The organism is Stenotrophomonas sp. YJH_SMC_138, from assembly GCF_059369855.1.
Map to the genome: position 1 here is coordinate 100,488 of NZ_JCAFTB010000006.1, position 25,188 is coordinate 125,675.

The following is a 25,188-nucleotide window of genomic DNA, read 5'->3' on the forward strand; positions in this document are numbered from 1 at the left end:
GGGGGCTATCGGTCTCCGGAACCGTCGCCCGGGGCCACGTAGGCGCCCGGGAGCCAGCCGGCGGCGGGCGGCGGAAGGACTTCGCACTCGCCTCTGGGCGCCGGCAGTTGCCGGATGACCCGGGCGGACTCCAGTCTGTCGACGAAATCGTTGACGGGGGTGTAGAAGTTCGGAATGCGCTCGTTCTCTTCGTCGGTGAATACCCAGTAGGCCAGTCTCCTCTTGGTGAACCCTGCCCGTTGGGCCTCGGCACGGGCGGCGTACTGGGTGATGAAGAGCCTGTACAGCGCCGGCTCCGGTTGGAAGCTCCGATGCACCCAGGTGGCGACGTCCCTCTGGTTGAAGCGATCACCCGGGGACCGCTTTGCCACGAAGTGGTCATGGGCCAGGAGTTGCCAAAGAGCCGGATCCACCCCGAAGATCCATGCATCCTCGTGGGCTCGAAGGCAGGCGGACCGAATCGCCGCTGGCACGGCGTCCAGGAGCTCGCTGACGCGGTCTTCCGCGCTGACCCTATACTCTCGCAAGATTCGTTCGATCCGCTCAGGCGAGGTCAGTTCCATGAGCTGACTCAGGTCATTTGCGTGGATCTCACGCTTCTGGCGGCGCATGTAGGCCTTCCGGCCCTCCTTATCCCTGGTCTCCTGGGCTTCGCGCTCCTGACGGGCTTGGGCGGCCTTGGCCATCTGATCCCGCAGCTGTGCGATCTCCAGGTTCCTCGCCGCAATCTGCTCGTCCAGCTCCTGCTTGGAGGCCTCCCACTCCGCTACTGCCTCGGGACACGAGATCCAACTGCGATTGGCGGCGTCATCGAGCACGGCGTGCTCAAAGGCTGCCAGGTCGTGGGGAATGTCACGGTGCAGCTTGGACAGGTCGATCTCGATCATCCTCCGGCCTTGCGCCTGGACTCGTGCCGCCTTGATATCGCCAACGGCATGGGTCACGCGGATCTCGATCAGCAGCTCCCCAACTGAATCCCGGGCCACGACGTCGGGCTTGTAGCTGCCAAACGATCGCTCGATCTCGATGTCGCGCAACGCCATGCTGCGGCTCGGCTGGTCGACCTGGCGCCCTAAGTGGAGCCGGCCATCGTCGTCGCGGGCATGCGGAGGGTTGGGCATGTCGATCGGGTCACCGGTCCAGGCCGGGATCACCAGCCGCTGATGGTCGACTATCAGCTGCTTGGCCCGCTCGTGGATCCCGGTTTCGCGACCCGTCTGGCAGCCGGTGTCGGTCAGGTGGGCGAAGTGAGGGCGCTTGCGGCGGCTCTCCTGGGCCTTGGCCGCCAGCGGGGCATGGCACCCCGGGCAGATGCAGCCGCACGCCTTGCCTTTGGGCACCTCGCTGGGGGCCCAGACACGGCCATCCTTCAGGCCAAACGGGACGCGGAACCCGCCACGCCGCGCCAGCGGGTTGCCCGACGGATTGCGAAGTGAGAACGGCTCTGGGATGGTGTCCATGGCGCTTTCCTTGATCGGAGGGAAAGCAGAAATTCGCGGCAGGCCATGGACGCAAACAGATCTAAACCCGCCCAAACGGGTAATCCACAGGTTGAATCCCTCAAATTGGCGCTTGATTGGCTGGACCGGGAGGGGGGGCAACAGCGCAACGCCCGGGTCCTCCGGGAGGTCATGGAAACGACCCTGACCGCCATCTCGCGCGGCGAGCCGCCCCCCACTACGGACACCATCACCCTTCGGGCGCTCTTTCAGCAGTTGGAAGGAACGGGCGATGCCCAGTCCAAGGTGTTCAGGGCGGCCGAGCTGGAGAACTGGTGGGAATCGCGACAGGAGCAGCTTCGGCAGCGATGCGCGCAGGCTGGCTCTACCCTGACCCCTTACCTCGTGGTCAAAAAGGGGGGCGGCCGTGGCCTGCCCTCTCGACTGTCCTTCGATTTCCGCCCGACGCCCGAGGTGGAGCCTGAGGAGGACGTCGCGCCGCCCGAGGCCGATCCGACCCTGATCCGCTACCAGATGGATCCGGCCAAGCCTGCGCTATGGCTCCGGCTGTTGGTGGGCAGCCGGCCATTCCCGGTGCAGTCCTGGCGCGGCTACGTGCTCATCGGAACCGCGGCCTTGAACATGGTGCTGATCGGACTCGCCTGGTTCTGGCTGTACACCTCATGGAGCCGCGGCCACGCGGTGACCACCGCAACATTGGCCCAGTTCGGCCTTGTGATGTTGGTGACGACCGGGCTCTGGTGGTTATCGCGGCCGGTGTTCCTCCTGCCCATACAGCGGGTCACCATGGCAGGGCCCTCGTTCCTGGCTCTCAGCGAGCTCTACGGTCAGCTCCGCACCATGCCAGCGCCAGGTCGAAAGTTGAAATCTCGCGAGTTCGCCGTCGTGCGCCACTGGGGCACCTGCCCGATCTGTTCGGCTGAGGTGGATTTGGATCACGGACGGGCCGCTTTTCCGGACCGGCTGGTTGGTCGCTGCCATGATGCGCCGCTGGAGCACGTGTTCTCTTTTGACCCGGTGCGTCTTGTCGGGCGGTCATTGCTTAACGCGCAAGATGCAGGCTGAAGGAGTGGTCTCAGCCGCCCTACCCCGATAAACATCCCGGATCTCCAACCTTTAGAGTCTGTTCCCCACCAGAAGTCGCCGCTCCCGTCGTGGCCGTACGGTAGTCATCCAATAGATCCCCATACTGGCGCTAGTTCAGATGTTCTATCCCTCGAATTGTGGCCTCAGGGAACAGATTCTGAGCAACGATCGCATTGCGGGCCGCTGCGACTTCGGGCACAAAGACCACGACTGCTAGGTCCTTCATTGCTCGCGAGCAGCACACATAGAAGAGGCGACGGGTTCGATCAAGTACGGACTCTTCACCTGCCGCCAGATTGGCTTCGTCCCTGTCCGAGAGGGGGACGTACCCGAGATATTTGCCGTAAGAATACTGCCGGAAGCCCGCTTCCTCATCGTCGATGACGACCAATACGCGCTCAAATTGGGCACCCTTCACCCCATGATGCGTGGCGAACGGTGACTCCTCTGTAAAGTAGCGCCGGTAGGCCCAGAGTTCGTCGACACCGCATGCCAGATAGGCTTGGACGTTCTCGAAACCGCTGCTGCCGTCATCCACAGGCTCTGCAACCAGATGCATGGCGAAGCGATCATCGAGGCGCAGCAACTCGTGATCTCGCACATGCGTCAAGACGTCCCGGATAGTCGCCTGCGATCCTGCTGCCAACAGACCGACAAGCCCGTCGAGCGCTTGCTGTAGTGCTGTAAGAACGGGAGCCGTCGCTTGTCCTCGAAGCCGCGCTGGTTCAAGCCTCGGGCATTCGCTGCGCAAGGTCGATATCACTGTGAACCGATCGCCCGCTTGCGCCGCGACAACTAGCGGAAGTATGTGTTGGACAAGTGGACGGAGCGGCCAGGCTGTGCCATCGCTCAGCCCTTCACTCAGACTCATTGGGGCTCGGTCATTGAGCGCAGCATACAGATTAGGGAACCCGAGCCGGTTGGCCGCTATGCGGTGCACCAGTACAAGTAGGCGGACATCACCTTCCCGCACGTCGCTTAGCCACAGGCCGTCGCCGGTTTCGGTGGCCAGCCACTGCCTAACGGCCGCGAGACGCGCACTGCGCTCCGTGTCCGCCGGTAGGATGAACAGATTGGAGGTGCCGGCAAGCGGCTGCTCGATGCCATCAACGGTTATCGACCGACCACGCACCTGCTCAAGACCGTCGCCAGGGGCGCGGATTGCATTGATGACCCCAAGCACCGATGTTGGGCACCGGAAGTTTTCGGGCTTTGTGATCTCCGCCCAGCCGTCGTTCAGCGGGACAGCGCCTGCTCCGCTCATATAAATCTTCTGCATCGGGTCTCCGAAGAACCCAACACACAGGCCAGGATGTTCGCCCGCAATGTGCCGTAACGCCTCGACGACCTCCGGATTGGTATCTTGGCTCTCATCGACGAAGATGTAGGGAAAGCGCTTAGCGACGAGTTGCCTCAGCAGCGGATGCGCCGCAACGCAGGCTGGGGTGAGTTTGAGGATGTCGTCATGGCCAAGAATGCCCTCAGCGTAGCTGCTGCCGGTGCCGTAGACGAACTTCTCTACTTCACTGATCGTAGTCAGCTCGGCTTCAAGATCTGCGATCTCCTGTTCGAGGCGGGCCTTCATTTTCGCCTGAGTCCGAGGCTTGTCGTAGTGCGCGCGTCGCTCCGCGATCTTCTCGTCGATGCGGGTGGCTACCCAATTCGCAACATCCGAATGGAACGGCCGGATGACTGACCACAGGAAACTGTGGATAGTCGAGATGCGGAATAGCGGCGAGGCCCCGACATCGGCCGAAATCTCACCGACGGCGACTTCGGTATATGTAATGCAGGCGATTTGCTGCCCGGCGCGGCGCAGGGCAGGACCGCGGGTTTCGGCTAGGTGCGCGATAGCCTTGATCAGCGAGGTCGTTTTCCCCGACCCCGCACCGGCGACCATGACAAACGAGCGTGGCGGCGTCAGATCGAGACAAGCTCGAACATCTAGATCGGCTTGTGTGTCAGGACTGCCGATCCGGCTTGTCATACTGCCACCTCGTTGGCGGCGGCCGGTGCACACTGGGGCGCGTCTCCATGCGACTGGTCCTCATGCGGCAGATCCTCGTCCGGTTCCGGCGGCGCAATCGCGGTCTCAAGCCAGCTCAGGCCCTCGGCGATATAGGTTGGGACCGACCAACTGCTCGGATCTTCGGCTAACAAGGCTAGCGCGAAGTCCGTCTTGCTGAAGCTCTTAGCCTGCACGCGCTTGTGGATGCGTTCCGCAAGCGTGTCCAGGTTCTTCTCGTCGGCCTTGGCGATGCGGAGCTGAAGCGGCTTACGGTTCTTGTCTTGGCACCAGCCAAGATTTTCGAGTGCGAATGCTTCCTCCAGCGTGCGCCCGGCCAGCGCCAGGGTTTCTCCGCCCCAAGTTACATCGGTCCGGCACTGGTAGGCAACGCGTACCAAAGCGTCATTGTCGTCCGTCCTCGCCTGGATCTTCTGCTCAGCCGTCGCCTCCCATAGGGCAGCGACCGTGTCGCATTTCGGTAGCCACTGAAGCAAAGTCTGATTGGACGTCGCCGCGCCCGGATGACCGGCTATGCACGCCTTCCCGGGCTTCTCCGCAGCCGCAGGCAAATCCTCCTCGTCATCGTCAATATCCTCAGCGTCAGTTTCGGCAGTCTGCGCGTTCGCGGCGGCTGGTTGCGCGGCCTCCGGTTGACCAGCGGGTGCCGCACCCTTGCCATCCTGTCCCAGTGGACCGAACACGCTGTCGAGATCGGTGATGATGAGCGTTGTCAGTCCGAGAAACTCGATCAGCGTTTTGAATCGGTAACCGAACGCTCCGCCGATCTCTAGGACGGTGAGATAGGTCGATTGCAGCCGCGGCGCGGCATTGGCGATCATCTGTGGCAACAGCAGCCGTTCGACATTGCCTTCGACTAGCACGGTGCCATCGGCGAAGAACAGATCGCAGTGCGCGAGTTTCAAATAGCGCTCGAGGAAGCTTCGGACGTCCGGATCGGTGCTGTCGTAGAAAACCGAGAGGTTGAGCACATCGGAGGTCGACACATTCTGTGCACGGCTTCGACGAAAATAGCGGATCGGCCGGAAGCCTCGTTCGTAAAGGATATGAGTCGAATGGGTCGTGACGACGAGCTGGCTCGTATAGTGCGTGCGGTCCTCGCCCTTGAGCGCCAGGATGTCCATCACCTTGCGGATGAAGGCCTGTTGAAGCTGGGCATGGAGGTGCGCTTCGGGCTCCTCGATGAAGATCAGGTGGACCGGCGGACGGCTTTCCTCGACCGCCAGCCATTGAGCGTGGAGGTCGAGTAGCTCGACGACCATGAAGATGAGGTTTTTGAAGCCAAGACCGTTATACCGATCGGGCAAGGTAGGCGGATCGGGCTTCCCGTCATCGGCTCCCAACGCATAGTGAACGATCGCGCCATCTCGACCGCTCATGATCTGGGCAGGGTCCAAGGCCGAGCGGATCATCATGCGCGGGTTTGAGAGGCCCGGATAGCCGAGCTTCGACAAGCTCTTGAGCGTCGGTTCGAACACTCGTTCGAGATGCTCATTAAACGAGACTTCGGATGCTGCGAGGGCGCGCAACGCTTCGATATCTTCGCCTTTCTGTTCGAGGTTGCGCCCGTAGAAGCGACTGAGTACACGGGAGAGATCCTCGGCGCGAGAGCTACCTGGGCCGTCCGAGAGATGGCGTTGTGCGTTCAAGAAGTCAATGTGGAGAAGGCCCTTCAAGATCTCACGGCCGCTCCGGTCGCGTCCGGTGAGCGTAGCCGGGTCATAGCCAGGCTCTGCCGCCATGTTCGCATCAAACCGCGCGGGGTCGAGTACGAAATAGCGCAGCTCATATTCGTAATGTAGCCTGTCGCGCAGGAACTCCCGCAGGTTACGTGGCGAGGGATCGAAGGCGGGCGCTCCGTCTTTACCCTTTGCGACCGCATCGAGCACGCGCTGGCGCACTTCGATATAGCGTGCATGCGTCGCCGCGGGATTGGTGGGCGCGTAGGCAATACGCATCCCAACCAGCTTGCCTTCCCAAGCAAGGCTGGGAAGAAGATCGATGACACGATGAACATCGTCCGGGCCGATTTCGAACCAAACGTCAATTTCCATTGTGGGAAGGCTCGCCTCGCCATCGCCCTCACCAAACGCAACGATGTCGGCCCAAAGGTCGGCACTAAAGTCGTGAATGTTGAAGCGGCCACAGCCAGTGAATAACTGGAGTGCGTGCCCGATTGATGTCTTGCCGCTGTTGTTGGCACCGACAAAAATAGAGATGTCGGAAGCAAGGTCAACTACAACATTTTTAAGCCGCCTGAAATTGCGGACAGCCAACACCTTCAAGTGCATCTGGCACCCCTACTCAGTTTGATTTTGTCCGAATCTTCAGCGCCTGTCCCAAAGGGCTCGCTCTCTTAGTGGATTCTAAACCCATTTCAAAGGATCGCCGGATTGGTCCGTGAAGGTAGATCTGCTGGGATAGGCAGGATGTCCGCTTCGGCTCAATAGCTGAATGACCGGGTTCTACCCCGAAATACTGGCTGTGCGTATGGTGCAAGGAATTCTCGGCGCCGCCGTTTCTATCGACGGCGCCGCTGTGCTTATAGCCGCGGGTTGATCCAGTCCCAGACGGGCTGGCTAAGGAAGCCCTGATAGGCCCCACGATGTAGCTGGCAAACGAATATTCGATCGTTCTTATCCAAGCGCTGCATCAGATCCCCACACAACTTCTCAGCAGTGTCTGCCGCAACCCACCGAACGCTTTCAAGGCCTGGATCACTGGCGTTCTGGTATCGCCCAATCTGATTGAGCAGAGCGGTGCGGCGGGCATCATAATTTGCCCCCTCTCGATTCAAGTTCCATGTCACGACGAAAACCGCCATATCGATCCTTCGAAGATGACACCCATTGTGTCGACAGCAGCCTATCAAATGTGACGTGTGTCACGCTATGGGGCATTGGCAATATCGGGACATCCCCACTTCGGACTCGTCGTCAATCTGAGCCAGTGGGCCGCAATCGGTGCAACAGTGGCGCCTAGGTGGGAATGCCTAAACGTTGCGTTCGGGGGCGATGCAGACGCAACACCGGAGCGCATGGCCGAAACGCAACGGATTTACGTAGTCGTTGAGCGGAAGAGCTTACTGTCGCGTAGTGAAAACGGGCGCAACACATTGGATATGTACCAAGAATGCGAAATCATGGATCGGCCGAATCCGAGCCTTCGTCTCTTCCGCATGGCAATGGCTGGGCCTCTGGCTCGGCTCTTGCCTGCGCCCTCAGTCCCCGGCCAAGGATGAGATCGCGGCATGATTGAGTTCGACCCGCACCACCGCATTGACTGACCGGCCCTTGGGCTGGTTTTTCTGTCCTCGGTGATCGTCTGATCACGCCCGAAGGCCGCGAGCTGTTTCCCGAATATCTGGCCTGGCTGTCGCTCACCGCCTGCCAGGCACAAGAGCGGCTTACTCCCTTACGCTCTCGATGAGCATATGGCGAATAGTCCGATTCTCCAGCTTAGAAACAATGGGGCTACTGTCATCTACGTTTTCGTGAACGTGCATGCCCTCGTTGTAGATAATTCCCAGGAGGTAGATCGTGTCGTCAACGTCGACACCGTTCTCGACGGCAAAATCCAGCTTCTTCTTCGTCATGAACTTGTCGAGGAAATCCGCTTTCCGAGCCTGACCTTGGATCGCGTCATGGGTAATCTTCTCAATTCTGACACGAACAAAGCAGCAGACGGCAAATGGATCATAGTTGTCCGATTCGTTGACGTACTTGTTCCACTCCGCTTCTGTGTAAGCATGAAATGCGATCGAATCTCCCCAGGACTCCTTCAGGCCAAGAGCCTGGAACTGTGCCGTTACGTCAACCGGCGACGGATCATAGTGCAGATAATAGCGGCCAATGTCTTCTTTAATGGATGGATCTTCACGCTTTGCGATAAGGGCGCGAAAGTCCTTGTTGATGGTCGGTTTGGACTTCTTTAGGAAATAGATCTTCTGACTAGCGAACGTGAAGTTCTTAAAGTAGTAAGGATTCAGGTGCGTAAGAATCAATGGATACATGTTCCTTTGTTTCTCGCGGACCTTCTTGATAAGCCTGGTGATGTAGTACTGAACCGCTACGAGATTGGCGTCGTCCAGGTAGTCAAACACCTCGTCAATAACGAGGATGATGTCGCGCGACGAGATGGATCGCTCAATCTTCCTTAGCTCCGCCGCAAAGCACAGAGAGTCACGCTGGCCATTAGATATATGCAGGGCTGGCGGGAAGGAGACGACGAGACTCCCATTGCGCTCAGCAGGCCTCACCCTCTTCCATGTGGAACCGAACGCCTTGATGATGTCCTCAAAGCTCTCCTTTTCGTTGACATACGAGAGATACTTGCACGCTTCCTTGAAGGCCTTCTTGTTACCTAGGTAGGTCAGCGCCACTTGCAGGCCCGAGAGCAGAGCGTCGATACGGGCTTGGGCGGGGCCGGCAGCCATCGCCAAGAGATCAGCCAACGCCTTGACGGCGTCGATCGCTTCAAGGCGTAGCGCGAGGGCATCACTAGCCCATGCTCGTATTTCGTCGACGGTTCCGGCCTGAGCCTGAAGCAACGCAGTTACCTCTTCTATGTCATTTTGAATGCGGACACCCGTCATCTTGTCCATCACGCCATACAGATCAATCAAGCCGTCGGCTAGCGCTGGGTTCCCGAGTGTCTTGCTGAGGTTCTGGAAGGCCTTGCCGGATGGCCCAAAGCGAGTGCGCATCTCCGTTACGTCGTAGGCGTGTTTTGCCTTGGCGGGAATGGTCTGGACCAGCACCAAGTCGCTGATATCCAGTGACGCTGTTGCGGTCGTGAACCTGCCTAAGTTGTGCTTGGTGACCTTCGCCCGAAGCCGGCTGGCGATCACATGGACATCAAAGGATGCCGCAATTCCGTTGCAGCCCTCATCTGCAACGAGGGTGGAAATTTCGCCATTCTTCCTAATCGTGAGGGTCAGTTTTGGGGCGAGCGATTCATCTCCAAGGTGGAACTGATCTTTTGGAAGCTCTAACCTCTTGGTCTTGAGCGCGGCGAACGCCGCGGCAAGCGAGCTTTTGCCGAATCCATTTGGAGCGACAAGGAGTGAAGGCTTGTTAGGAATAATGTCGAGTTGAAACGTGGAGTCCTTGATGCCCCTAATGTTCTCTATGGCTACAGATTTAATCATCGCCCCCTCTCTGTGAATGACGTAAGCCTTCGGTCCAACTATCGCGTGTCAGGCCTTCATTGCAACAAAAGATAGCCAGAACGCGCCGCCATAAATTCCTCAAGGGCGCGATAGGCGCTCATCCCCAAAACGCCGATCGCCTCGAGCCCTCAGAGTGGCCTGTCTGCTACGGTTCGACAGAGCCCCTTACCTACCCCGATAGATCTTGCTAACCCCCTGCCCGGCCAGGACTTCCCTGCCCAGCTAAGAGCCTATTGCCTTAAAGGTGCGTAAAGAAGAGATGCTGCGGAGCAATGGCTAGGTGCCGTGCCATTCGCCATCAACGAGCGAAGTGAGTCACGTAGTCTTGCCTCTTCTCGTTCCACTCAAAGCTGATACTGGTGGCCGCAGACGATTCATCAGCAAATACGCTGAAGATGTATATAAGGTCTTCGATCAAGAATTCGTAGGCCCACTTGTGCCGCATGTAGTCGGAGAAGACGAGCATGCCCTTGAATTCAGTGCCCTCTGACCATGTCTGCATCCAATAGTAGTGAATAAGCTGATTGCAAACATCGAGAACGCCTAGATCAACAGCCTCAGGGTTCGCAATATCAAATCGATCTTCCGGAAATCCTGCGCCTAAAAATGTGAATGGCTTGATGCCGATCTTCTTGTAGCGAATTGCAGGTAGTCGAACGCTTCGAGCACAATCGTTGACCTTGGGGCGCTCAAGCAAGGAGCGGACCTGGAAGGCTACTAGCATTAGACGGCGTTCATACAAGACCAGCTGCTTCTCGGACCATCTTCGATAATTGCGATGCCGCTTAAGCCACAGCACTTCTGCGCGCAGCTCTTGCCGCCAATAAGTTGACTCGATCATCCGTTTGAGGCCTGAGGTAGTTCCAGCTAGATTGTCACCCATTGCAGAGTTCATCAACGGGAAATGCCATCAGTCAGTGGCGTCGTCGGCCAAGTGCGATCTCAAGCCTTGATTCTGGCCTATTCCCCGTACCAGCGCAGTCGGCTTGAAACATGATGTCTTCGACACTCCCAATAAAATCCCCTATCGCGACTGAGCTGATTTGGCAGGCGGAACGGATTTTTGCGCAATCTCCAGCCTACTCACGTCTTCCACTGGCATAAGAACTGCAGCTTTCTGTACCGGGTCCCAAAGCACATAGCTATCACCCAAACGCCCCACTAGGCCCAGGCCGCCTTGCACATTCTCATCAATAGTCACATTGACCGTGTACTTGCTGCCGCCAGAAGTAATCGCGTTGGCGCGCTCGAAGCCAAGCCAGTTTGACGAGATCGGGACATAGACAATCATCACGAGCGCATAGACCAGCCAGGGCGACTCCTTCACGGCGGCCGGCAACACTGGAGACAGGCGTACTGCCATTGCACATATGCCCGTCAGCGCCACACCTATCAAAACGGGCCAGGCATTGGACCACCAAAGCAAGGCACCCATTCCAACAAGACAAAGAGTCAGGATCAGCCACATCAGCAGATTGGCTTGGGACGGCGTCGTTGTCACCTTTCCCTCGACCCACCCTCCAAGCAGCAGCGCAATCAGTATGAAGAACAACACCATGCCGATCCCTGCAAGCCCTGCCAGCGCAAGCTCACTCACCGCAACAAACTGAAAGGGATCCAGGCCGAAGTGGCCCCAATACGCCTTCAGGTAGAAGGCGCCTTGAATCAATCCAAAGGTGACGAGCGCCGAACCCCATCCAGCAACATCAGCCATCGTTAGCGTCTTCTGCGTACGTTCCATGTATCCCCTTCGATCAATGCAGCCCCGCCACATAGTGGCATGCAGCGCTCCGTCCTGCAGAACCCACCCCATTAACGTGACGCGTCACGCTCGATCACCCCGCCCATTGGCGCCCCACCCCTCCCCCACTATAGTTCCACCCCTCACAAGGACGAGGCGGCACACATGCCCTATATCGGAATCGGACTCCACGTACTGGCCGCCATCTACTTCGCGGTACACGCCATCCGCTCGGGCCAGAGCCTCTACTGGCTCATCCTGCTCTTCTCGTTCCCTTTGCTCGGCAGCGTCGTCTACTTCCTGGCGATCTACTTCCCGGAAGTCCGCAACTCGCGCGGCGCGCGGCAGGCAATCCGCTCCGCCAAGCAGCTCATGGACCCGGGCCAGGACCTGCGCAACGCGCGTGCCGAACTGGCGCGTACGCCCACCGTGCAGAATCGGGTTCGCCTGGGCATGACGCTGCTGGATGCTGGCCAGGCGGAGGAAGCCAGAACCCTGCTTGAGCAGGCCGCAAGCTCGCCACTGGGCGACGACCCCCACATCCTTACTGGTCTGGCGCGTGCCCGCCTCGATTCCGGGCAGCCCTCGCTTGCGGTGGATGCGTTGGACGGCCTGTTCGCCCGCCATCCGGATGTGCGCCGCAAGGCGGAACAGACCCTGCTCTACGCGCAGGCATTGGCTGCCGCCCAAGCGCCCGGCACCCGCGCCGCATTCGAGCGCGCCGTGGAATGCGGAAACGATGCGGCCGCTCGCTGCCTGTACGCCGAATGGTTGATGGCGCAGCCGCAGCCCGACGATCGTGAGCAGGCCCGCAGCCTGTTCGCCAGCATCATCGACGATGCGCAGCACTGGTCGCGGCACGCGCGCAGCCACAATGCCGCATGGTTGGAGCGAACCAAGGTCGCGTTGAAGGGCTACTGACGCCTGGCAGCCTCTGGCAATTCTGTCGTATCCGCCTCGCTCACGGCCTCGCCGGGCGGATGCCGACACTCGTCAGGCGTGCACCGCCGACATCGACAACAGCCTTGCGGCGCAAGGCTCCAGGCCCGTTGCGCCATATGCAACGATTCTGAAAATGTTGAATGTGGTGACGGCATCGGCCCTACTGCATTGGCAACGGGCACAACCGGGCGTATTCCTTGCTGTGCCACCTTGAACAGGTGGCCGGGCTTCGAAACCCCGGTTGTGCAATCGTAAAAAGCGCTTGCTAGTCGGCACCACCCCCCGTGGTGCCGACTGGCAATCCGTCAGCCGGCTATGGCGGGCGGTGCGTGGGGGCCTTGCGCCCGCCGGTCTGATTGCACACCGGGTTTCGAACCTCGCACCGTCCGCCACCTTTATCGGTGGCGGCTTCTGCATGCACGCAAGGAGCCAGCCATGAACCAGCCCCACTCCCCTGCCCCGCACCCGATTCGCGACACGCCTGCGAATGGCCCTGCGCTGGACCCGAACACCCTCATCGCCCTGCTGCACAGCATCGGCTCGGGCGCCGCCTCCGATGGCCAGCCCTGGCCGGAACGCCATCAGATGCCAGGTCGACGCATCGCCCTGGCGGACACCGACTGCTCCTTGGCCGGCCTTCGCGTGGTGCTGGAGATCCTGCTGGCCGCGCAGCGCGCCCGCGAGAACGGCGAGTTGGAGCAATACGTTGGCCCTCGCGTCATGGAGGGCCTGATCATGGCCGGAATCGGCCTTGCCGCACACGCCAGTACCCGACTGCATCCGGAGGGCTGAGTGGCCTGGTGGCGCTGGGCGGCCACCGCGCTCTGTCTTGTGGTGGTGGTTGCGGCACAGGCGCAGTGGCCGGCGACGCTAGTGCCCTCGCCTGTCGCGTTCCAAAACATCAACGACGATCGATTCTCACAACTGCGCCGCCAGGCGATGCAGTTCGTGGACTCTCGGCCACGACAGGGCTTCCAGTTCGTCGAGCGGCGCCGAGATGCCGAGTTCCAGGTTCATTGCCGGGGCATACCCGCGCTGTGGCTGGAGGGGCGCTCGCACCATCTGCTGTTGCAGGTCTCACTGGACGCGGAGCAGCGGGCGCCCGCCGTTGTGCAGCTTGGTACGTTGCTTCAATGGCAGCTGGAGCCGTTGGATTACCTGGAGCAGGTACTGGCTGGCGTGCCGGAGCCTGTTCTGTTGGATCGTGTGCTGCAGATTCTTGCTAGTGATGTGCCTGATGGGGCGCGATGTGGCGTGCCGTAGTCGAGCATGGCTCGACTCTACAGGGCTGCGGGCAGCGAGGGTTCGGGCTCCAGCCCTGCCGCTCGTCACCTGCGAGCCAGGCATTGGCCCAGTGACCATGCGGGTCACCTCCCGGCATCGATCCAGCCCGCATCGCGCGCACGCGCAAGATCTTCTGGCGTATCGATATCCAGGCCCAGTTCCGGTGCCTGCAGGACATGCACCGTATCGACAGGAAGTTGCCGCAGGCGCGCTCCGAAGCCCCGGTCACCGGCTGCACCGACAGGGGTGAACCAGGCGCGCGGCACGACTGCGGGAACGCCAAGCGCATTTGCGTGGCGGGTGCCCGCGCACGTTGACGCTGCGGCGCGGGCACCCGAAAGCAGCGCCTGCAGATGCGAGCGCTCGATTGCGGGCTGGTCGCATGCCACGACCATCACCGCGGTCACCGTGGGCAGCAGGTGTGCGCCGGCAACCTGCAGACTGCTCGCCAGGCCGCGTTCCCAGTGGGGATTGGTTACCGGCGTGGCATCCAGCCCGGCAACGCTGGATGTCACTGCCTGTGCGTTCGCGCCCACCACGACCAGTACCTGCGCTGGTGCGAGATCCCGCGCCAACCGCACCACGCGGTGTACCAGGGTCTCGCCCTGCCGGGTGAGAAGCTGCTTGGGCTGGCCAAGTCGGGTGCTCCCGCCGGCAGCAAGCACGACGACCGCATGCGCGTCAGTCACCTGCCGTGCGCGCCTCGCCATTGCTGCAGCTGCGCGGCGATGCTGAGCGAAATCGCCTCCGGCCCTCGGCCGCCGATGTTCAGGCCGACCGGTGATCGAAGTCTCGGGGAAAGCCGGTGGCGCTGATCCGGTGTCAGCAGCTTGAACAGGTCCTCGCGCCTTCGCCGCGGACCCAGCAGTCCAATGAACGCGACGTTGGTATCAGCCAGGGCCACCAGCGTCTCCCGGTCCAGTTCGAAATCGTGATGCATCACCAGTGCCGCGTCGCAACAGTCGCCATGAAGGGCCTCGGCCGGGCTGGTCTGAAGATGCGCATCCGCGCACTGCCCGGCTGAGGCCCAGCGCGCTCGCCGTTCGGCTACGCTGACCCGCCACCCCAGGCCGCGCAGCAGCGGAATCAGGAAGGGCGTTTCGGGACCGCCCCCCAACACCAGGGCCCGCGGAAGCCGGGGCAACGGCAAACGCCACGCACCCTCGCCAAACGGCTGCGTACCCTCCATCGGATGCAGCTGCCACGCCTGCTCGCGATGGCCGGCACGGAAAACGACCTGCCCCGACGTGCGAAGGTCGCGCTGGAGTGACACGCCCTCGCGCAGCCAAGCCTCGATGACGTCGTCGATGCCGGCCATGGCACGCAACGGCAGAAGCGCAATCCGAAGCCGGCCGCGGCAGCCGAGCGCGGACCCGCTCAACAGGTCGTCGTCACTGCGGGTGTCGATCTCGATCCAGTCGACCCGCCCTGCCGCGCTCACCTGCTCCGCGCGTCGCGCGAGCTCGGGCTCCAGGCATCCGCCGCTCAGCCAGCCGACCTGGCCGCCGTTGCAGAACAGCACCATGTCGCCGGCACCGGCGTAGGTGGAGCCATCGGTTTCCAGCACCAGCGCGAGCACGGCGTGCTCCCCCGCGCGCATGCGCGTCAAGGCCGTCTCGAGTACGCCGCGCGGGCTGCCCTCGGTGAGGAAGCCCGGCGCTGCGGACAGGTCCTCGGCAAGATCGCCGGGCTCCCCTCCGCCTGCCGCTGAAGCCTCCAGCGCGGGTGAGGCTGCGGATCGGTCCATGCGCACCGTCAGCCTATGTCGGGCAAGCCGGGCAACAGCTTGTCCAGGGTGATGGGATAGTTGCGCACGCGCACGCCGGTTGCGTTGTAGATCGCATTGGCGATCGCGGCGCCAACCCCGCAGATGCCCAGTTCACCCACACCCTTGGCCTTCATCGGCGAGATCACCGGATCCAGCGTGTCGAGGAAGACCACCTCCTGGTACGGGATGTCGGCGTGCACGGGAACCTCGTAGCCGGCCAGGTCGTGGTTGATGAACAAACCAAGCCGTTTGTCGACCACCAGCTCCTCCATCAGGGTCGCGCCCGCACCCATCACCATCCCGCCGATGACCTGGCTGCGTGCGGAGAGCGGATTGAGGATCCGGCCGCCATCGCATACGGCAAGCATGCGGCGAATGCGCGTTTCTCCAGTGTAGGCATGCACGGCGACCTCGCAGAAATGTCCTGCATAGGTGCCGACGTCGTAGCCTTGTTTGAAGTCGCCGAAGGCAATGCCGTCCTCCGCCGACAGTGTTCCCGCCTCCGCCAGCTTGATGGTCCGACCACCCGCCTGGATGCGGCCATTGGCGAAGTTTGCGGTGTCGCCGTCGAAGCCGAGTTTCTCGCCCACCTTGCGGCGCAGGCTGACGCACGCCGCGTACACGCCCGCGGTGGAGCTTGCCGCGCCCCACTGGCCGCCGGAACCGGCGGAGGCGGGATGACGGGAGTCACCGAGGGTGACCTGGACCTGGTCCAGCGGCACGCCCATGGTCTCGGCTGCCGTCTGCGCGATGATCGTGTAGGAGCCGGTGCCGATGTCGGTCATGTCGGTCTCGACAACCACCCCGCCCTGGCCGTCAAGCCGGACCCGCGCCGCCGACTTCATCGTCGGTGCGCCGCGATAGCCTGCGGACACGCCCATGCCGACCAGCCAATGCCCTTCCCTGACCTGCGCCGGCCGGGCGTTGCGCTTGTTCCAGTTGAAGCGCTCCGCGCCTTCGCGCAGGCAGCGCACCAGGTTGCGGTCGGAGAATTTCTTGGACGGATCGCCGGGCACGACCTCGGGCTCGTTGAGGATGCGGAACGCGATCGGATCGAGGCCCAGCTTCTCGGCCATTTCGTCCATCGCCACTTCCAGCGCCATGTGGCCCGGTGCTTCACCCGGTGCGCGCATCGCATTGCCTTCGGGCATGTCGAGCGTGGCGATGTAGTTGGCCACCAGGCGGTTGGCGCCTGCATAGAGCTTGGGCGTCTGCAGGGTGCCGTTTTCGCCATCCTCGCCGTTGATGTTGCCCGACCAGTTCTCATGGGCGATGGCGGAGATCCGGCCATCCTTTCCGCAGCCGATCCGCACGCGCTGGAGGGTGGCGTGCCGGTGCGTGGTGTTGTTGGGCATCAACGGGCGTTGCAGCGCGATCTTCACCGGTCGCCCGACCTGCTTGGCCGCCAACGCGGCCAGCACCGCGTCGGCGCGGATGAACAGCTTGCCGCCGAAGCCGCCGCCGATATAGGGCGAGTCCACCCGCACCTTGGCAGGGTCGATGCCGAGGATCGCCGCCATGCCCTGCCTGGCCCAGTCGATCATCTGGTTCGCCGTCCACAGCGTGAGCGTGTCACCCTCCCAGGCGGCGATGGTGGCGTGCGGCTCCATCATCGAATGACTTTCGTCGGAGGTGTGATAAGTCTCGTCGAGCTTGACCGCGGCGCTCGCGTAGGCGGTGTCGAAATCGCCCAGCGCCTGCCGGTCGGGCTTGCCGTCACGCCCCTTTGCCAGCGGCGCGGTCGGTGCCAGGGCCGGGAAATCGAAGCGGCCCTTGCTGCGCTCGTAGCGGGTGCGGATCAGCGCCGCGGCGGCGCGGGCTTGCTCGAAGGTCTCTGCCACCACGCAGGCGATGGCCTGGTGGTAGTGGGCCACTTCGGGTCCGCCGAACAACGGCGCGTTGTTCCAGTTCGATTTGCCGACCGGCTTGGTTTCCGGTGCGGTGATGACCGCCAGTACGCCGGGCGCGGCACGTGCGCGGGAGGCATCCATCGAAATGATGCGCCCCTTGCCGATGCCCGCACCGACGATGTAGCCGTAGGCCTGGTTCGGCGCCACGTCGTGGCGCTCGTACGCATAGGGGGCGGTGCCGGTGGTCTTGCGTGGACCGTCGATGCGCGGCGTCGACTTGCCGACGACCTTGGCCTTGTCGAACAGGTTGTCGCCGGCGGGGGCGTTGAATTCAAGGGGCATCAGCGCTCTCCTTCCACCAGCACGGCCGCGAGGGTGCGCTCGGCGAGCGCGATCTTGAACGCATTCTCCCGCGTCGGACGGGCGCCGGCGAACACCTGCCCGGTCGCGGCCTTTACGCCGTCGCGCAGCAGCGGTTCGGCTGCCTCGACGCGCCACGGCTTCGGCGCAACTCCACCGAAGGCGAACCGCGCCGAACCGTCTCGCTGCACGACCGCAGCGACCGACACCAGTGCGAACGCATAGGACGCGCGGTCACGTACCTTGTGGTACACGTGCCGACCGCCCAGGGGCTCCGGCAGCGTGACGTGGGTGATCAGCTCACCGCGCTGCAGCACGTTGTCCTGCTGCGGCCTGTCGCCGGGGGAACGATGGAAATCGGCAATCGGGATGCTGCGCGTACTGCCGTCACCCGTGACGGTCTGGATCGAGGCGTCCAGCACCCGCAGGGCCACCGCCATGTCGCCCGGATAGGTCGCGATGCAGCTGTCCGAGGTGCCGATCACGCCCATCTGCCGGGAGAACCCCTCGAGTGCGCCGCACCCTGATCCGGGCAGGCGCTTGTTGCAGGGCAGATGGGGATCGTAGAAATACGGGCAGCGCGTGCGCTGCAGCAGGTTGCCGCCGGTGGTGGCTTTGTTGCGCAGCTGCCCGGAGGCGCCTGCCACGATCGCGCGGGTCAGCACCGCGTAGTCGCGGCGCACGCGCTCATGCGAGGCCAGCGCGGTATTGGTGACCAGCGTGCCGATGCGCAGGCCGCCCTCGTCGGTGGGTTCGATCCTGTCCAGGCCGATGTCCTGCACATCGACCAGGTGCGCTGGCGTCTCGACCTCAAGCTTCATCAGGTCGAGCAGGTTGGTCCCTCCGGCCAGGAACTTCGCGCCCTCGATACCGGCGACGGCCTTGGCGGCCTCGGCCGGGGATTTCGCGCGTTCGTAACTGAAGGCCCTCATGCGCGCCTCCCTGCAGGGGTCACGCCTGCAACCTCTTCCATCGCCTCGGCAATATTGGAATAGGCTCCGCAGCGGCAGAGGTTGCCGCTCATGCGTTCGCGCATCTCCATGTTGGTGGCCCGGGGCCGTGCGCTGACGTCTGCCTGCACATGACTGGGGACACCCCGCTTGATCTCGTCCAGTACCGCCACCGCCGAGCAGATCTGCCCCGGCGTGCAGTACCCGCACTGGTAGCCGTCATGCTTGATGAAGGCGGCCTGCAGCGGATGCAGGTCATCGGGGGTTCCGAGGCCTTCGATGGTGGTGATGGCATCGCCCTGGTGCTGCACCGCCAGGCTGAGGCAGGCATTGATGCGCTCACCGTTGACCAGCACGGTACAGGCACCGCATTGACCGTGGTCGCAGCCCTTCTTGGTCCCGGTCAGCTTCAGATGTTCGCGCAGGGCATCAAGCAGCGTAGTCCGCGTGTCGAGCTCAAGCTCCCGCCGCTTGCCGTTGACGGTCAACGCCACCGTGCTGATGACCGGCGGCCTGGGCGGCGGGGGCGTCGCCAGTTCGGCGGCGAGCGATGACGCCCCCGGTGCGGCGGACATTGCCACGGTCGTGACGCCGCCGGCGATCACCTGGCGACGCGTCAACTTCATTCCTTCATCACAACTTGGCACAGTGACCTCCTGGCGTTCGGGAAAATCCCGTGGCTGGATGGACGCGCTCACACTACCCAAGGGGCACTATGCCCATCTGCGGGGTACAGGCCTGTGAAGTCGGCGACATGTACGGCTGGCAACCAGCCTGAGTGCCCAGAACAACATGATGTGGTAAGCCCGAAGAAATCGACTGCATCTAGCCATTTCAAAGACACCCGGACTCATTCCCAGCCTGGAGGCCAACTACGGCGAGCTTGACTGAGTCGCCACGCTCGCTTCCCTCGTAGGCAGATGGCTTCTCTCTTCCTATCGTTTGCTGGCACATCACCAAGACGCCATGCGAGCCGCTTGCTCAAGTTGGGAATCCGCAACCTTCACTCTTCAGCGCGGCACTCTTGAGCCATGCGTATGCCATCACTGTATGGCTCACAGTTCGTACCCGAGCGCGCTTCTCCTGGCGCCTCAGGGGCGATCACATGCCCAGATCAGACAACCCCGGGTGATCATCCGGGCGACGCCCCAACGGCCAATGGAACTTGCGGTCGCTTTCCTTGATCGGCAGGTCGTTGATGCACGAGAAGCGGCGCTGCATCAGGCCATCCTCTCCGAATTCCCAGTTTTCGTTGCCATAGGAACGGAACCAGTTGCCGGAGTCGTCGTGCCATTCGTACGCGTAGCGGACCGCAATGCGGTTTTCGGTAAAGGCCCAGAGCTCCTTGATCAGGCGGTACTCGAGTTCCTTGTTCCATTTGCGTGCCAGGAACTGCCGGGCTTCCTCCCGGCCATTGGTGAATTCGGCACGGTTACGCCACTGGGTGTCGAGCGAATAGGCAAGCGACACCTTGTCGGCATCGCGGGAATTCCAGCCATCCTCGGCAAGGCGCACCTTCTGCATGGCCGATTCAAGGGTGAACGGAGGAAGTGGCGGACGGGGTTGTTCTGCGGACACGGGGAGACCTCCAATCGAAATGGATATACGGGTTGCTTCAAAGGATCTGGCGTACCCAGGCGCTAACGCTTGGCCTGTTCCAACAACAGCTTCGCGACATCCTTCGCGGTGTCTGCGGCGCTGTAATCACCCATCACACGCGACAGGGTGATGGCGCCTTCCATCAGGATCAGCAGCTGACGGGCCAGGTCCGCCGGCTGCTCCACATCCAGTTGTTCGGTAAGTTCCCGCGTGTAATCGAGCAGCTTCTGCTTGTGATTCCGCGCGATTTCCCGGATCGGATCGGCAGGGTCGCCGACCTCCCCTGCGGTATTGATGAAGGCGCAACCGCGATAGCCCTCGGACTGGAACCAGTTCTTGAGCACGGTGAACATGCCGAGGATGCGTGCTTCCGGGCTGTCCGCCTTCTCGCACTCATGCCGGAACCAGGCGAGCCAGCGCACGTCGCGCGCCTTCAATGCAGCGGCGGCCACGTCGTCCTTGTTCTCGAAGTGGCGGTAGATGCTCTTGCGCGCCACGCCCGAGGTCTTCACCAGCAGATCCATGCCGGTGGCGTGGATCCCGTTCTGGTAGATCAGCGCCTCGGCCGTGGCCAGGATCTTCTGTTGGGTGTCGGTGGTGAGCTTGCTCATGGCTGCAAAGTAGAACGAACGTTCTACTCTGTCAACAGGCGATCGAGCGATTGGTGTGCGCACGTCCATGCAAGACGATCTATCAAGAAATCAGGACACTTCATCACCCGGACGCCTGATTCCAGGCGCAAAGTACGTCTCACCACCCACCCATGAGAGTTTCCGCATGAACACCTTCGCCCGTACCCTGGCCGTTGCCGCCCTCGCCCTCTCGGTCCAGGCCGGCCTGTCCGCGCAGGCCGCCGAACCAGCCAAGCCGGCTCCGGTCACCGCCATCGCGCGCACTGCCAGCTACATCACCACCGCCGACGGCGTACAGCTGTACTACAAGGACTGGGGCCCGAAGGACGGCCCGGTCGTGACCTTCAGCCATGGCTGGCCGTTGAATTCGGACAGCTGGGAGTCGCAGATGATCTTCCTGGCCAACCATGGCTACCGCGTCATCGCGCACGACCGTCGCGGCCACGGGCGCTCCAGCCAGCCGTGGGACGGCAACGACATGGATCACTACGCCGATGACCTGGCCACGGTCATCAACACACTGGACCTGCACGATGTGACCCTGGTGGGCTTCTCCACCGGTGGTGGCGAAGTGGCGCGCTACATCGGCCGGCATGGCACCGGCCGGGTCAAGAAGGCCGTGCTGATCAGCTCGGTGCCGCCGTTCATGCTGAAGACCGCCGACAACCCCAACGGCCTGCCGATCGAAGTGTTCGATGGCATCCGCAAGGCACAGATGGATAACCGCGCGCAGCTGTACCGGGACATTCCGTCGGGCCCGTTCTATGGCTTCAACCGCCCCGGTGCGAAGGTGTCGCAGGGGCTGATCGATGCGTGGTGGGCGCAGGGCATGCAGGGCGGCCACAAGAACACCTACGATTCGATCGCCGCGTTCTCGGCCACCGATTTCCGCGCCGACCTGAAGAAGTTCGATGTCCCCACCCTGGTGATCCACGGTGACGACGACCAGATCGTGCCGATCGATATCTCTGGCCGCCAGTCAGCGAAACTGATCAAGGGCGCCAGGCTGATTGTCTACCCGGGTGCGCCGCATGGCCTGACCGACACCCACAAGGACAAGGTCAACCAGGACCTGCTGACGTTCCTGCAGGAAAAGTGAGTGGCCAGGGCTCCGGCGCGGTGCCGGAGCCCTTCTGTTGCCTGGCGCCCACCTTCATGGACGCGCCGCGGTCGGCATCTGGAATGTGAACACGGTGCCGTCGCTCTCACTCGACTGCACGTCCAGTGTGCCGCCGTGGGACTTGGCAATTTCCGATGCAATGTAGATGCCCAGGCCAAGCCCTGGCCTGGGCAGCTCGCCCTGCTCACGCGAAAACGGGCTGAAAATCGTCCCCAGCCGCTCAGGCGCAATGCAGCCGGCGTTATGCACATCCAGCGTGAGGCGATGGGATGCGGCCTGAACCCTCAGCGTGACTGGGGCGGAACGCTCGCCGTGCTGGGCTGCGTTGGTCAGCAGGTTGGCCAGCAGCTGCGACAGCCTGCCGGTGTCGCAGACCACGCCACCTTCGATCCGCATCTGGACGTTGATGTCCTGCCGACCGGTAGCGATCGCCACTTCTTCTGCAACCTGTTCAAGCGCCGCCTGCAAGGTGTGGCTTTCCTGGAGCGAGACCGGAATGCCTCCTCCCAGCCGCCCCCTGGCGAAATCAAGCACATCACCGATGAGGCCATCCATCCGGGTGACGCCGGCGGCGATGTGCGCGAGCATCCGCTGCTGGCGCTCGGATGTTGCCTCACGTTCCAGTGAATCGGCGGCCACGCTGATGGCCTGCAGCGGGCTGCGGAGGTCATGGCCCAGCACCGCGATGAACTGATCGCGCAGATCGGAAACACGCTGTGCCGTTGAAAGGGCTGTCTCTGCCTCCAGCAGCTGATCCTCTTTGTCGAGGTAGTTGCCAACGAGGTCGGCAAGCAGCTCCATGGATCGTTGGACATGCGCCTCATCAAAGTTGCCCGGCGACGAATCAATGGCACACAGGGTGCCGAAGAAACTTCCATCCGGCCGATGGATCGGCACGGAGGCGTAACTCTCCAGCCCATAGATCCTGGGCGTATGGTGTTTGGAATACAGCGGATGTGCACTGGCGTGCGCGAACACCACCGAGGTCGATGACTGCCTGATCTCGTCACAGAGGGTGGTTTCGAGGACCAGCTGCCCGCCCGGAACGAGCCCGAACCCCAGGGTGTCCAGGGTGGCGCAGGCGGTCCACGTGGTTTCTGTCACCCTGGCAATCGCGGTGAATCTTGAGCCTGTGATAAGGGCGACGGTTTCAAGGATGCGCGGCACTGCTTCAATACGGCCGATCTCAGCGATGTCATTCAGCAGGTGGGGATCGGTCAGTGTGTGCATGTAGTGGCAGTCGGGCGCAGTGGTGCATCATCCCATGAATCCAGCCATGAACACTCAGTCCGCCCCGCCCCGTGCGTTGCGCCGCAGCGATTGCGGCGGCTGGCCGAAGGCGCGCAGGAAGGCACGTCGCATGCGTTCGGTATCACCGAAGCCCGTTTCAGTCGCCACTTCATCCATCGTGTAGCGGCTCTGCTCGATCAACACGCGAGCGGCCTCCACCCGCAGGCCCTCCACTGCCTTGGCGGGGGATTGCCCGGTTTCCTCGCGGAACGCGCGACTGAACTGGCGGGTGCTCAGATGCGCGGCCTGCGCCAGTTCTTCAACCGACAAGGTGGCGCGCAGATTGCGGCGTGCAAAGGTCAGCGCGTTCTGGATGCGATCAGACCGGGCATCCAGCTCGAGCAGCACCGAATGCTGGGACTGCCCGCCTCCGCGCCGATGGTAGATCACCAGCTTCCGGGCCACCGCCCTGCACAGATCCGCACCGAAGTCCTGCTCGATCATGCCAAGCGCCAGGTCCAGCCCCGCGCTCATGCCGGCGGAGGTCCAGATCGGGCCATCGGTGATGAAGATGCGGTCTTCCTCCACCTGCGCGGCGGGAAAGCGCTGCCTGAGCGCACGTGCGTGGAACCAGTGCGTGGTGGCGCGGCGCCCGTCCAGCAACCCCGCTTCGCCGAGAAGGAACGCGCCGGTGCACACCGACGCGGTCCTGCGCGTGCGTGCGGCCGCGTGGCGGATCGGATCGATCAGCGCGCCGCTGGACGGGGCTGGCTCCAGCAGGCCGGCCACGATCATGGTATCCAGCGGCTGCTGCGCAAGCGGCGCTGTCTGCATGGCCATGCCAAGCGAGCTGGGCACCAGCCCGCCCTGTTCGGACAGCATGTGCAGATCGTAAAGGCGCGCGCCTTCGGTGGCATTGGCCAGTTCGAAGGCGGACGCCGCGGCGATCGCCATGGTCTGGAATCCGGCGGGCAGGACAAATCCAACACTGGGCATGACGGTTTTTCAGGGGTGGCCGTAAACGAGGTATATACGACATTTACGACACGTACAAGCCGGCCTAGATTTCCCCTGACCCCGGCGACGTTCGCCGGTTCGGACTGACCTCTGTGAACGACCCTACCCATCACGGCACCGCACTCATCACTGGCGCATCGTCCGGCATCGGGGCGATCTATGCCGATCGCCTGGCCCACGCCGGCCATGACCTGATCCTGGTCGCGCGACGCGCCGACCGCCTGCGCCAACTGGCCGAAGCGCTGGCCCGCAGCACCGGCCGCACGGTGGACATCGTCGCCGCGGATCTGACCACCTCCGACGGGCGTGCCGAAGTTGAAAAGGTCATTCAAGGCCGAGCGGATATCCAGGTGCTGGTCAACAATGCCGGTATCGGCGCTACGGCGCCCCTGCTGCAGTCGGACATCGGCGAGATGGAGCGCATGATCACGCTCAACGTGAACGCCGCGATGCGCCTGGCCTATGCTGCAGCGCCGGTGTTTGTGGCACGTGGCCGGGGCACGATCATCAACATCGCCTCCATCGTCGCGCTGGCACCGGAGCTGCTCAACGGGGTCTACGCGGGAAGCAAGGCGTTCGTGCTGGCGTTCTCGCAGTCGCTCCACCATGAGCTGGCCGACAAGGGCGTGCGTGTCCAGGTCGTCCTGCCGGGCGCCACCGCAACCGACTTCTGGCACCTTTCCGGCCTGCCGGTGGAGCACCTGCCACAGGGCATCGTGATGAGCGCCGAAGACATGGTGGACGCGTCCCTGGCCGGGCTGGCGCAGGGTGAACTTGTGACCATTCCCGCGCTTCCGGACATCGCTGAGTGGGACGCCTTCGAGCAGGCACGCAAGGCAATGGCACCGGGCCTTTCGCGTGCGCAGCCGGCGCCGCGCTATGTGAGCGGCGCCTGATCGGCGAACGGCTTGCAGATGCCCGGCGTGGTGGAGTGCGATAGCCGGGGATGACGT

The 25,188-nt window shown here is 62.5% G+C and carries 22 protein-coding genes; 7 read left to right on the forward strand and 15 right to left on the reverse strand.

Going from position 1 to position 25,188, the window contains the following annotated elements; translation table 11 throughout:
- Positions 1–5 precede the first annotated feature (5 nt).
- Positions 6–1,460: a competence protein CoiA family protein gene (locus AC5P7I_RS13985; RefSeq protein WP_262087618.1), complete on the reverse strand. Its 1,455-nt coding sequence runs from the start codon at positions 1,458–1,460 to the stop codon at positions 6–8.
- A 171-nt stretch (positions 1,461–1,631) separates the two neighbouring features.
- On the opposite strand from AC5P7I_RS13985, the gene AC5P7I_RS13990 reads away from it, so the two are divergent.
- Positions 1,632–2,525 carry a hypothetical protein gene (locus AC5P7I_RS13990; protein WP_174842291.1) on the forward strand — a complete coding sequence of 298 codons (894 nt, stop codon included), beginning with the start codon at positions 1,632–1,634 and terminating at the stop codon, positions 2,523–2,525.
- Between the two features lie 130 nt (positions 2,526–2,655).
- On the opposite strand, the gene AC5P7I_RS13995 is transcribed toward AC5P7I_RS13990, so the two are convergent.
- Both AC5P7I_RS13995 and AC5P7I_RS14000 read right to left on the reverse strand, forming a co-directional pair.
- Complete coding sequence (locus AC5P7I_RS13995; protein WP_262087623.1) at positions 2,656–4,533, reverse strand: UvrD-helicase domain-containing protein; 1,878 nt, start codon at positions 4,531–4,533, stop codon at positions 2,656–2,658.
- On the reverse strand, positions 4,530–6,863 hold the full coding sequence (locus AC5P7I_RS14000) for an ATP-dependent nuclease (protein WP_262087625.1): 2,334 nt from the start codon (positions 6,861–6,863) through the stop codon (positions 4,530–4,532). The genes AC5P7I_RS13995 and AC5P7I_RS14000 overlap by 4 nt, the downstream gene beginning before the upstream one ends.
- Positions 6,864–7,899: 1,036 nt before the next feature.
- Here AC5P7I_RS14000 and AC5P7I_RS14005 point away from each other — a divergent pair.
- Positions 7,900–8,001 (forward strand): hypothetical protein, encoded by a 102-nt coding sequence (locus tag AC5P7I_RS14005; protein WP_262087729.1) that lies wholly within the window; start codon positions 7,900–7,902, stop codon positions 7,999–8,001.
- Here the strand turns inward: AC5P7I_RS14005 and AC5P7I_RS14010 are convergent.
- From AC5P7I_RS14010 to AC5P7I_RS14020, 3 genes are all read right to left on the reverse strand, one after another.
- The gene (locus tag AC5P7I_RS14010; RefSeq protein ID WP_169411063.1) at positions 7,979–9,721 is read right to left on the reverse strand and encodes a hypothetical protein; all 1,743 of its coding nucleotides are present in this window, start codon (positions 9,719–9,721) and stop codon (positions 7,979–7,981) included. The genes AC5P7I_RS14005 and AC5P7I_RS14010 overlap by 23 nt on opposite strands.
- Before the next feature lie 319 nt (positions 9,722–10,040).
- The gene (locus AC5P7I_RS14015; protein WP_212577252.1) at positions 10,041–10,637 is read right to left on the reverse strand and encodes a hypothetical protein; all 597 of its coding nucleotides are present in this window, start codon (positions 10,635–10,637) and stop codon (positions 10,041–10,043) included.
- Between the two features lie 129 nt (positions 10,638–10,766).
- Positions 10,767–11,483 carry a hypothetical protein gene (locus AC5P7I_RS14020; protein WP_169411065.1) on the reverse strand — a complete coding sequence of 239 codons (717 nt, stop codon included), beginning with the start codon at positions 11,481–11,483 and terminating at the stop codon, positions 10,767–10,769.
- 165 nt (positions 11,484–11,648) lie between these two features.
- Between AC5P7I_RS14020 and AC5P7I_RS14025 the strand changes: the two genes are divergently transcribed.
- The 3 genes from AC5P7I_RS14025 (at position 11,649) to AC5P7I_RS14035 (ending at position 13,688) form a co-directional block, all read left to right on the forward strand.
- Positions 11,649–12,404: a tetratricopeptide repeat protein gene (locus AC5P7I_RS14025; RefSeq protein WP_262087631.1), complete on the forward strand. Its 756-nt coding sequence runs from the start codon at positions 11,649–11,651 to the stop codon at positions 12,402–12,404.
- Positions 12,405–12,860: 456 nt separating this feature from the next.
- A complete protein-coding gene (locus tag AC5P7I_RS14030; RefSeq protein ID WP_169411866.1) occupies positions 12,861–13,217 on the forward strand; it encodes a hypothetical protein in 357 nt (118 codons plus the stop codon).
- Positions 13,218–13,688, forward strand: a complete 471-nt coding sequence (locus AC5P7I_RS14035) for a hypothetical protein (protein WP_262087634.1) — start codon at positions 13,218–13,220, stop codon at positions 13,686–13,688.
- Between the two features lie 104 nt (positions 13,689–13,792).
- Here the strand turns inward: AC5P7I_RS14035 and AC5P7I_RS14040 are convergent, their stop codons facing one another.
- The 7 genes from AC5P7I_RS14040 to AC5P7I_RS14070 form a co-directional block, all read right to left on the reverse strand.
- Complete coding sequence (locus AC5P7I_RS14040; RefSeq protein ID WP_169411868.1) at positions 13,793–14,419, reverse strand: nucleotidyltransferase family protein; 627 nt, start codon at positions 14,417–14,419, stop codon at positions 13,793–13,795.
- Positions 14,395–15,456, reverse strand: a complete 1,062-nt coding sequence (locus AC5P7I_RS14045) for an XdhC family protein (RefSeq protein WP_169411870.1) — start codon at positions 15,454–15,456, stop codon at positions 14,395–14,397. The genes AC5P7I_RS14040 and AC5P7I_RS14045 overlap by 25 nt, the downstream gene beginning before the upstream one ends.
- 8 nt (positions 15,457–15,464) lie before the next feature.
- The gene (gene paoC / locus AC5P7I_RS14050) at positions 15,465–17,669 is read right to left on the reverse strand and encodes an aldehyde oxidoreductase molybdenum-binding subunit PaoC (protein WP_262087730.1); all 2,205 of its coding nucleotides are present in this window, start codon (positions 17,667–17,669) and stop codon (positions 15,465–15,467) included.
- On the reverse strand, positions 17,669–18,619 hold the full coding sequence (locus tag AC5P7I_RS14055) for an FAD binding domain-containing protein (protein WP_262087639.1): 951 nt from the start codon (positions 18,617–18,619) through the stop codon (positions 17,669–17,671). Before AC5P7I_RS14055 ends, paoC begins: the two co-directional genes overlap by 1 nt.
- Complete coding sequence (gene paoA, locus AC5P7I_RS14060) at positions 18,616–19,263, reverse strand: aldehyde dehydrogenase iron-sulfur subunit PaoA (RefSeq protein WP_046430654.1); 648 nt, start codon at positions 19,261–19,263, stop codon at positions 18,616–18,618. The genes AC5P7I_RS14055 and paoA overlap by 4 nt, the downstream gene beginning before the upstream one ends.
- Before the next feature lie 475 nt (positions 19,264–19,738).
- On the reverse strand, positions 19,739–20,161 hold the full coding sequence (locus AC5P7I_RS14065) for a nuclear transport factor 2 family protein (protein ID WP_153643313.1): 423 nt from the start codon (positions 20,159–20,161) through the stop codon (positions 19,739–19,741).
- Positions 20,162–20,277: 116 nt separating this feature from the next.
- Positions 20,278–20,847: a TetR/AcrR family transcriptional regulator gene (locus AC5P7I_RS14070; RefSeq protein WP_046430658.1), complete on the reverse strand. Its 570-nt coding sequence runs from the start codon at positions 20,845–20,847 to the stop codon at positions 20,278–20,280.
- Between the two features lie 166 nt (positions 20,848–21,013).
- Between AC5P7I_RS14070 and AC5P7I_RS14075 the strand changes: the two genes are divergently transcribed.
- Positions 21,014–21,967, forward strand: coding sequence for an alpha/beta fold hydrolase (locus tag AC5P7I_RS14075; protein ID WP_049407332.1), 954 nt, complete (start codon positions 21,014–21,016; stop codon positions 21,965–21,967).
- Between the two features lie 54 nt (positions 21,968–22,021).
- Here AC5P7I_RS14075 and AC5P7I_RS14080 read toward each other — a convergent pair whose 3' ends face one another.
- On the reverse strand, positions 22,022–23,218 hold the full coding sequence (locus AC5P7I_RS14080) for a GAF domain-containing sensor histidine kinase (RefSeq protein WP_262087642.1): 1,197 nt from the start codon (positions 23,216–23,218) through the stop codon (positions 22,022–22,024).
- A gap of 54 nt (positions 23,219–23,272) precedes the next feature.
- Positions 23,273–24,172, reverse strand: coding sequence for a GlxA family transcriptional regulator (locus tag AC5P7I_RS14085; protein WP_229653766.1), 900 nt, complete (start codon positions 24,170–24,172; stop codon positions 23,273–23,275).
- A gap of 155 nt (positions 24,173–24,327) precedes the next feature.
- Between AC5P7I_RS14085 and AC5P7I_RS14090 the strand changes: the two genes are divergently transcribed.
- Positions 24,328–25,131 carry an SDR family NAD(P)-dependent oxidoreductase gene (locus AC5P7I_RS14090; RefSeq protein WP_032962419.1) on the forward strand — a complete coding sequence of 268 codons (804 nt, stop codon included), beginning with the start codon at positions 24,328–24,330 and terminating at the stop codon, positions 25,129–25,131.
- Positions 25,132–25,188 lie beyond the last annotated feature (57 nt).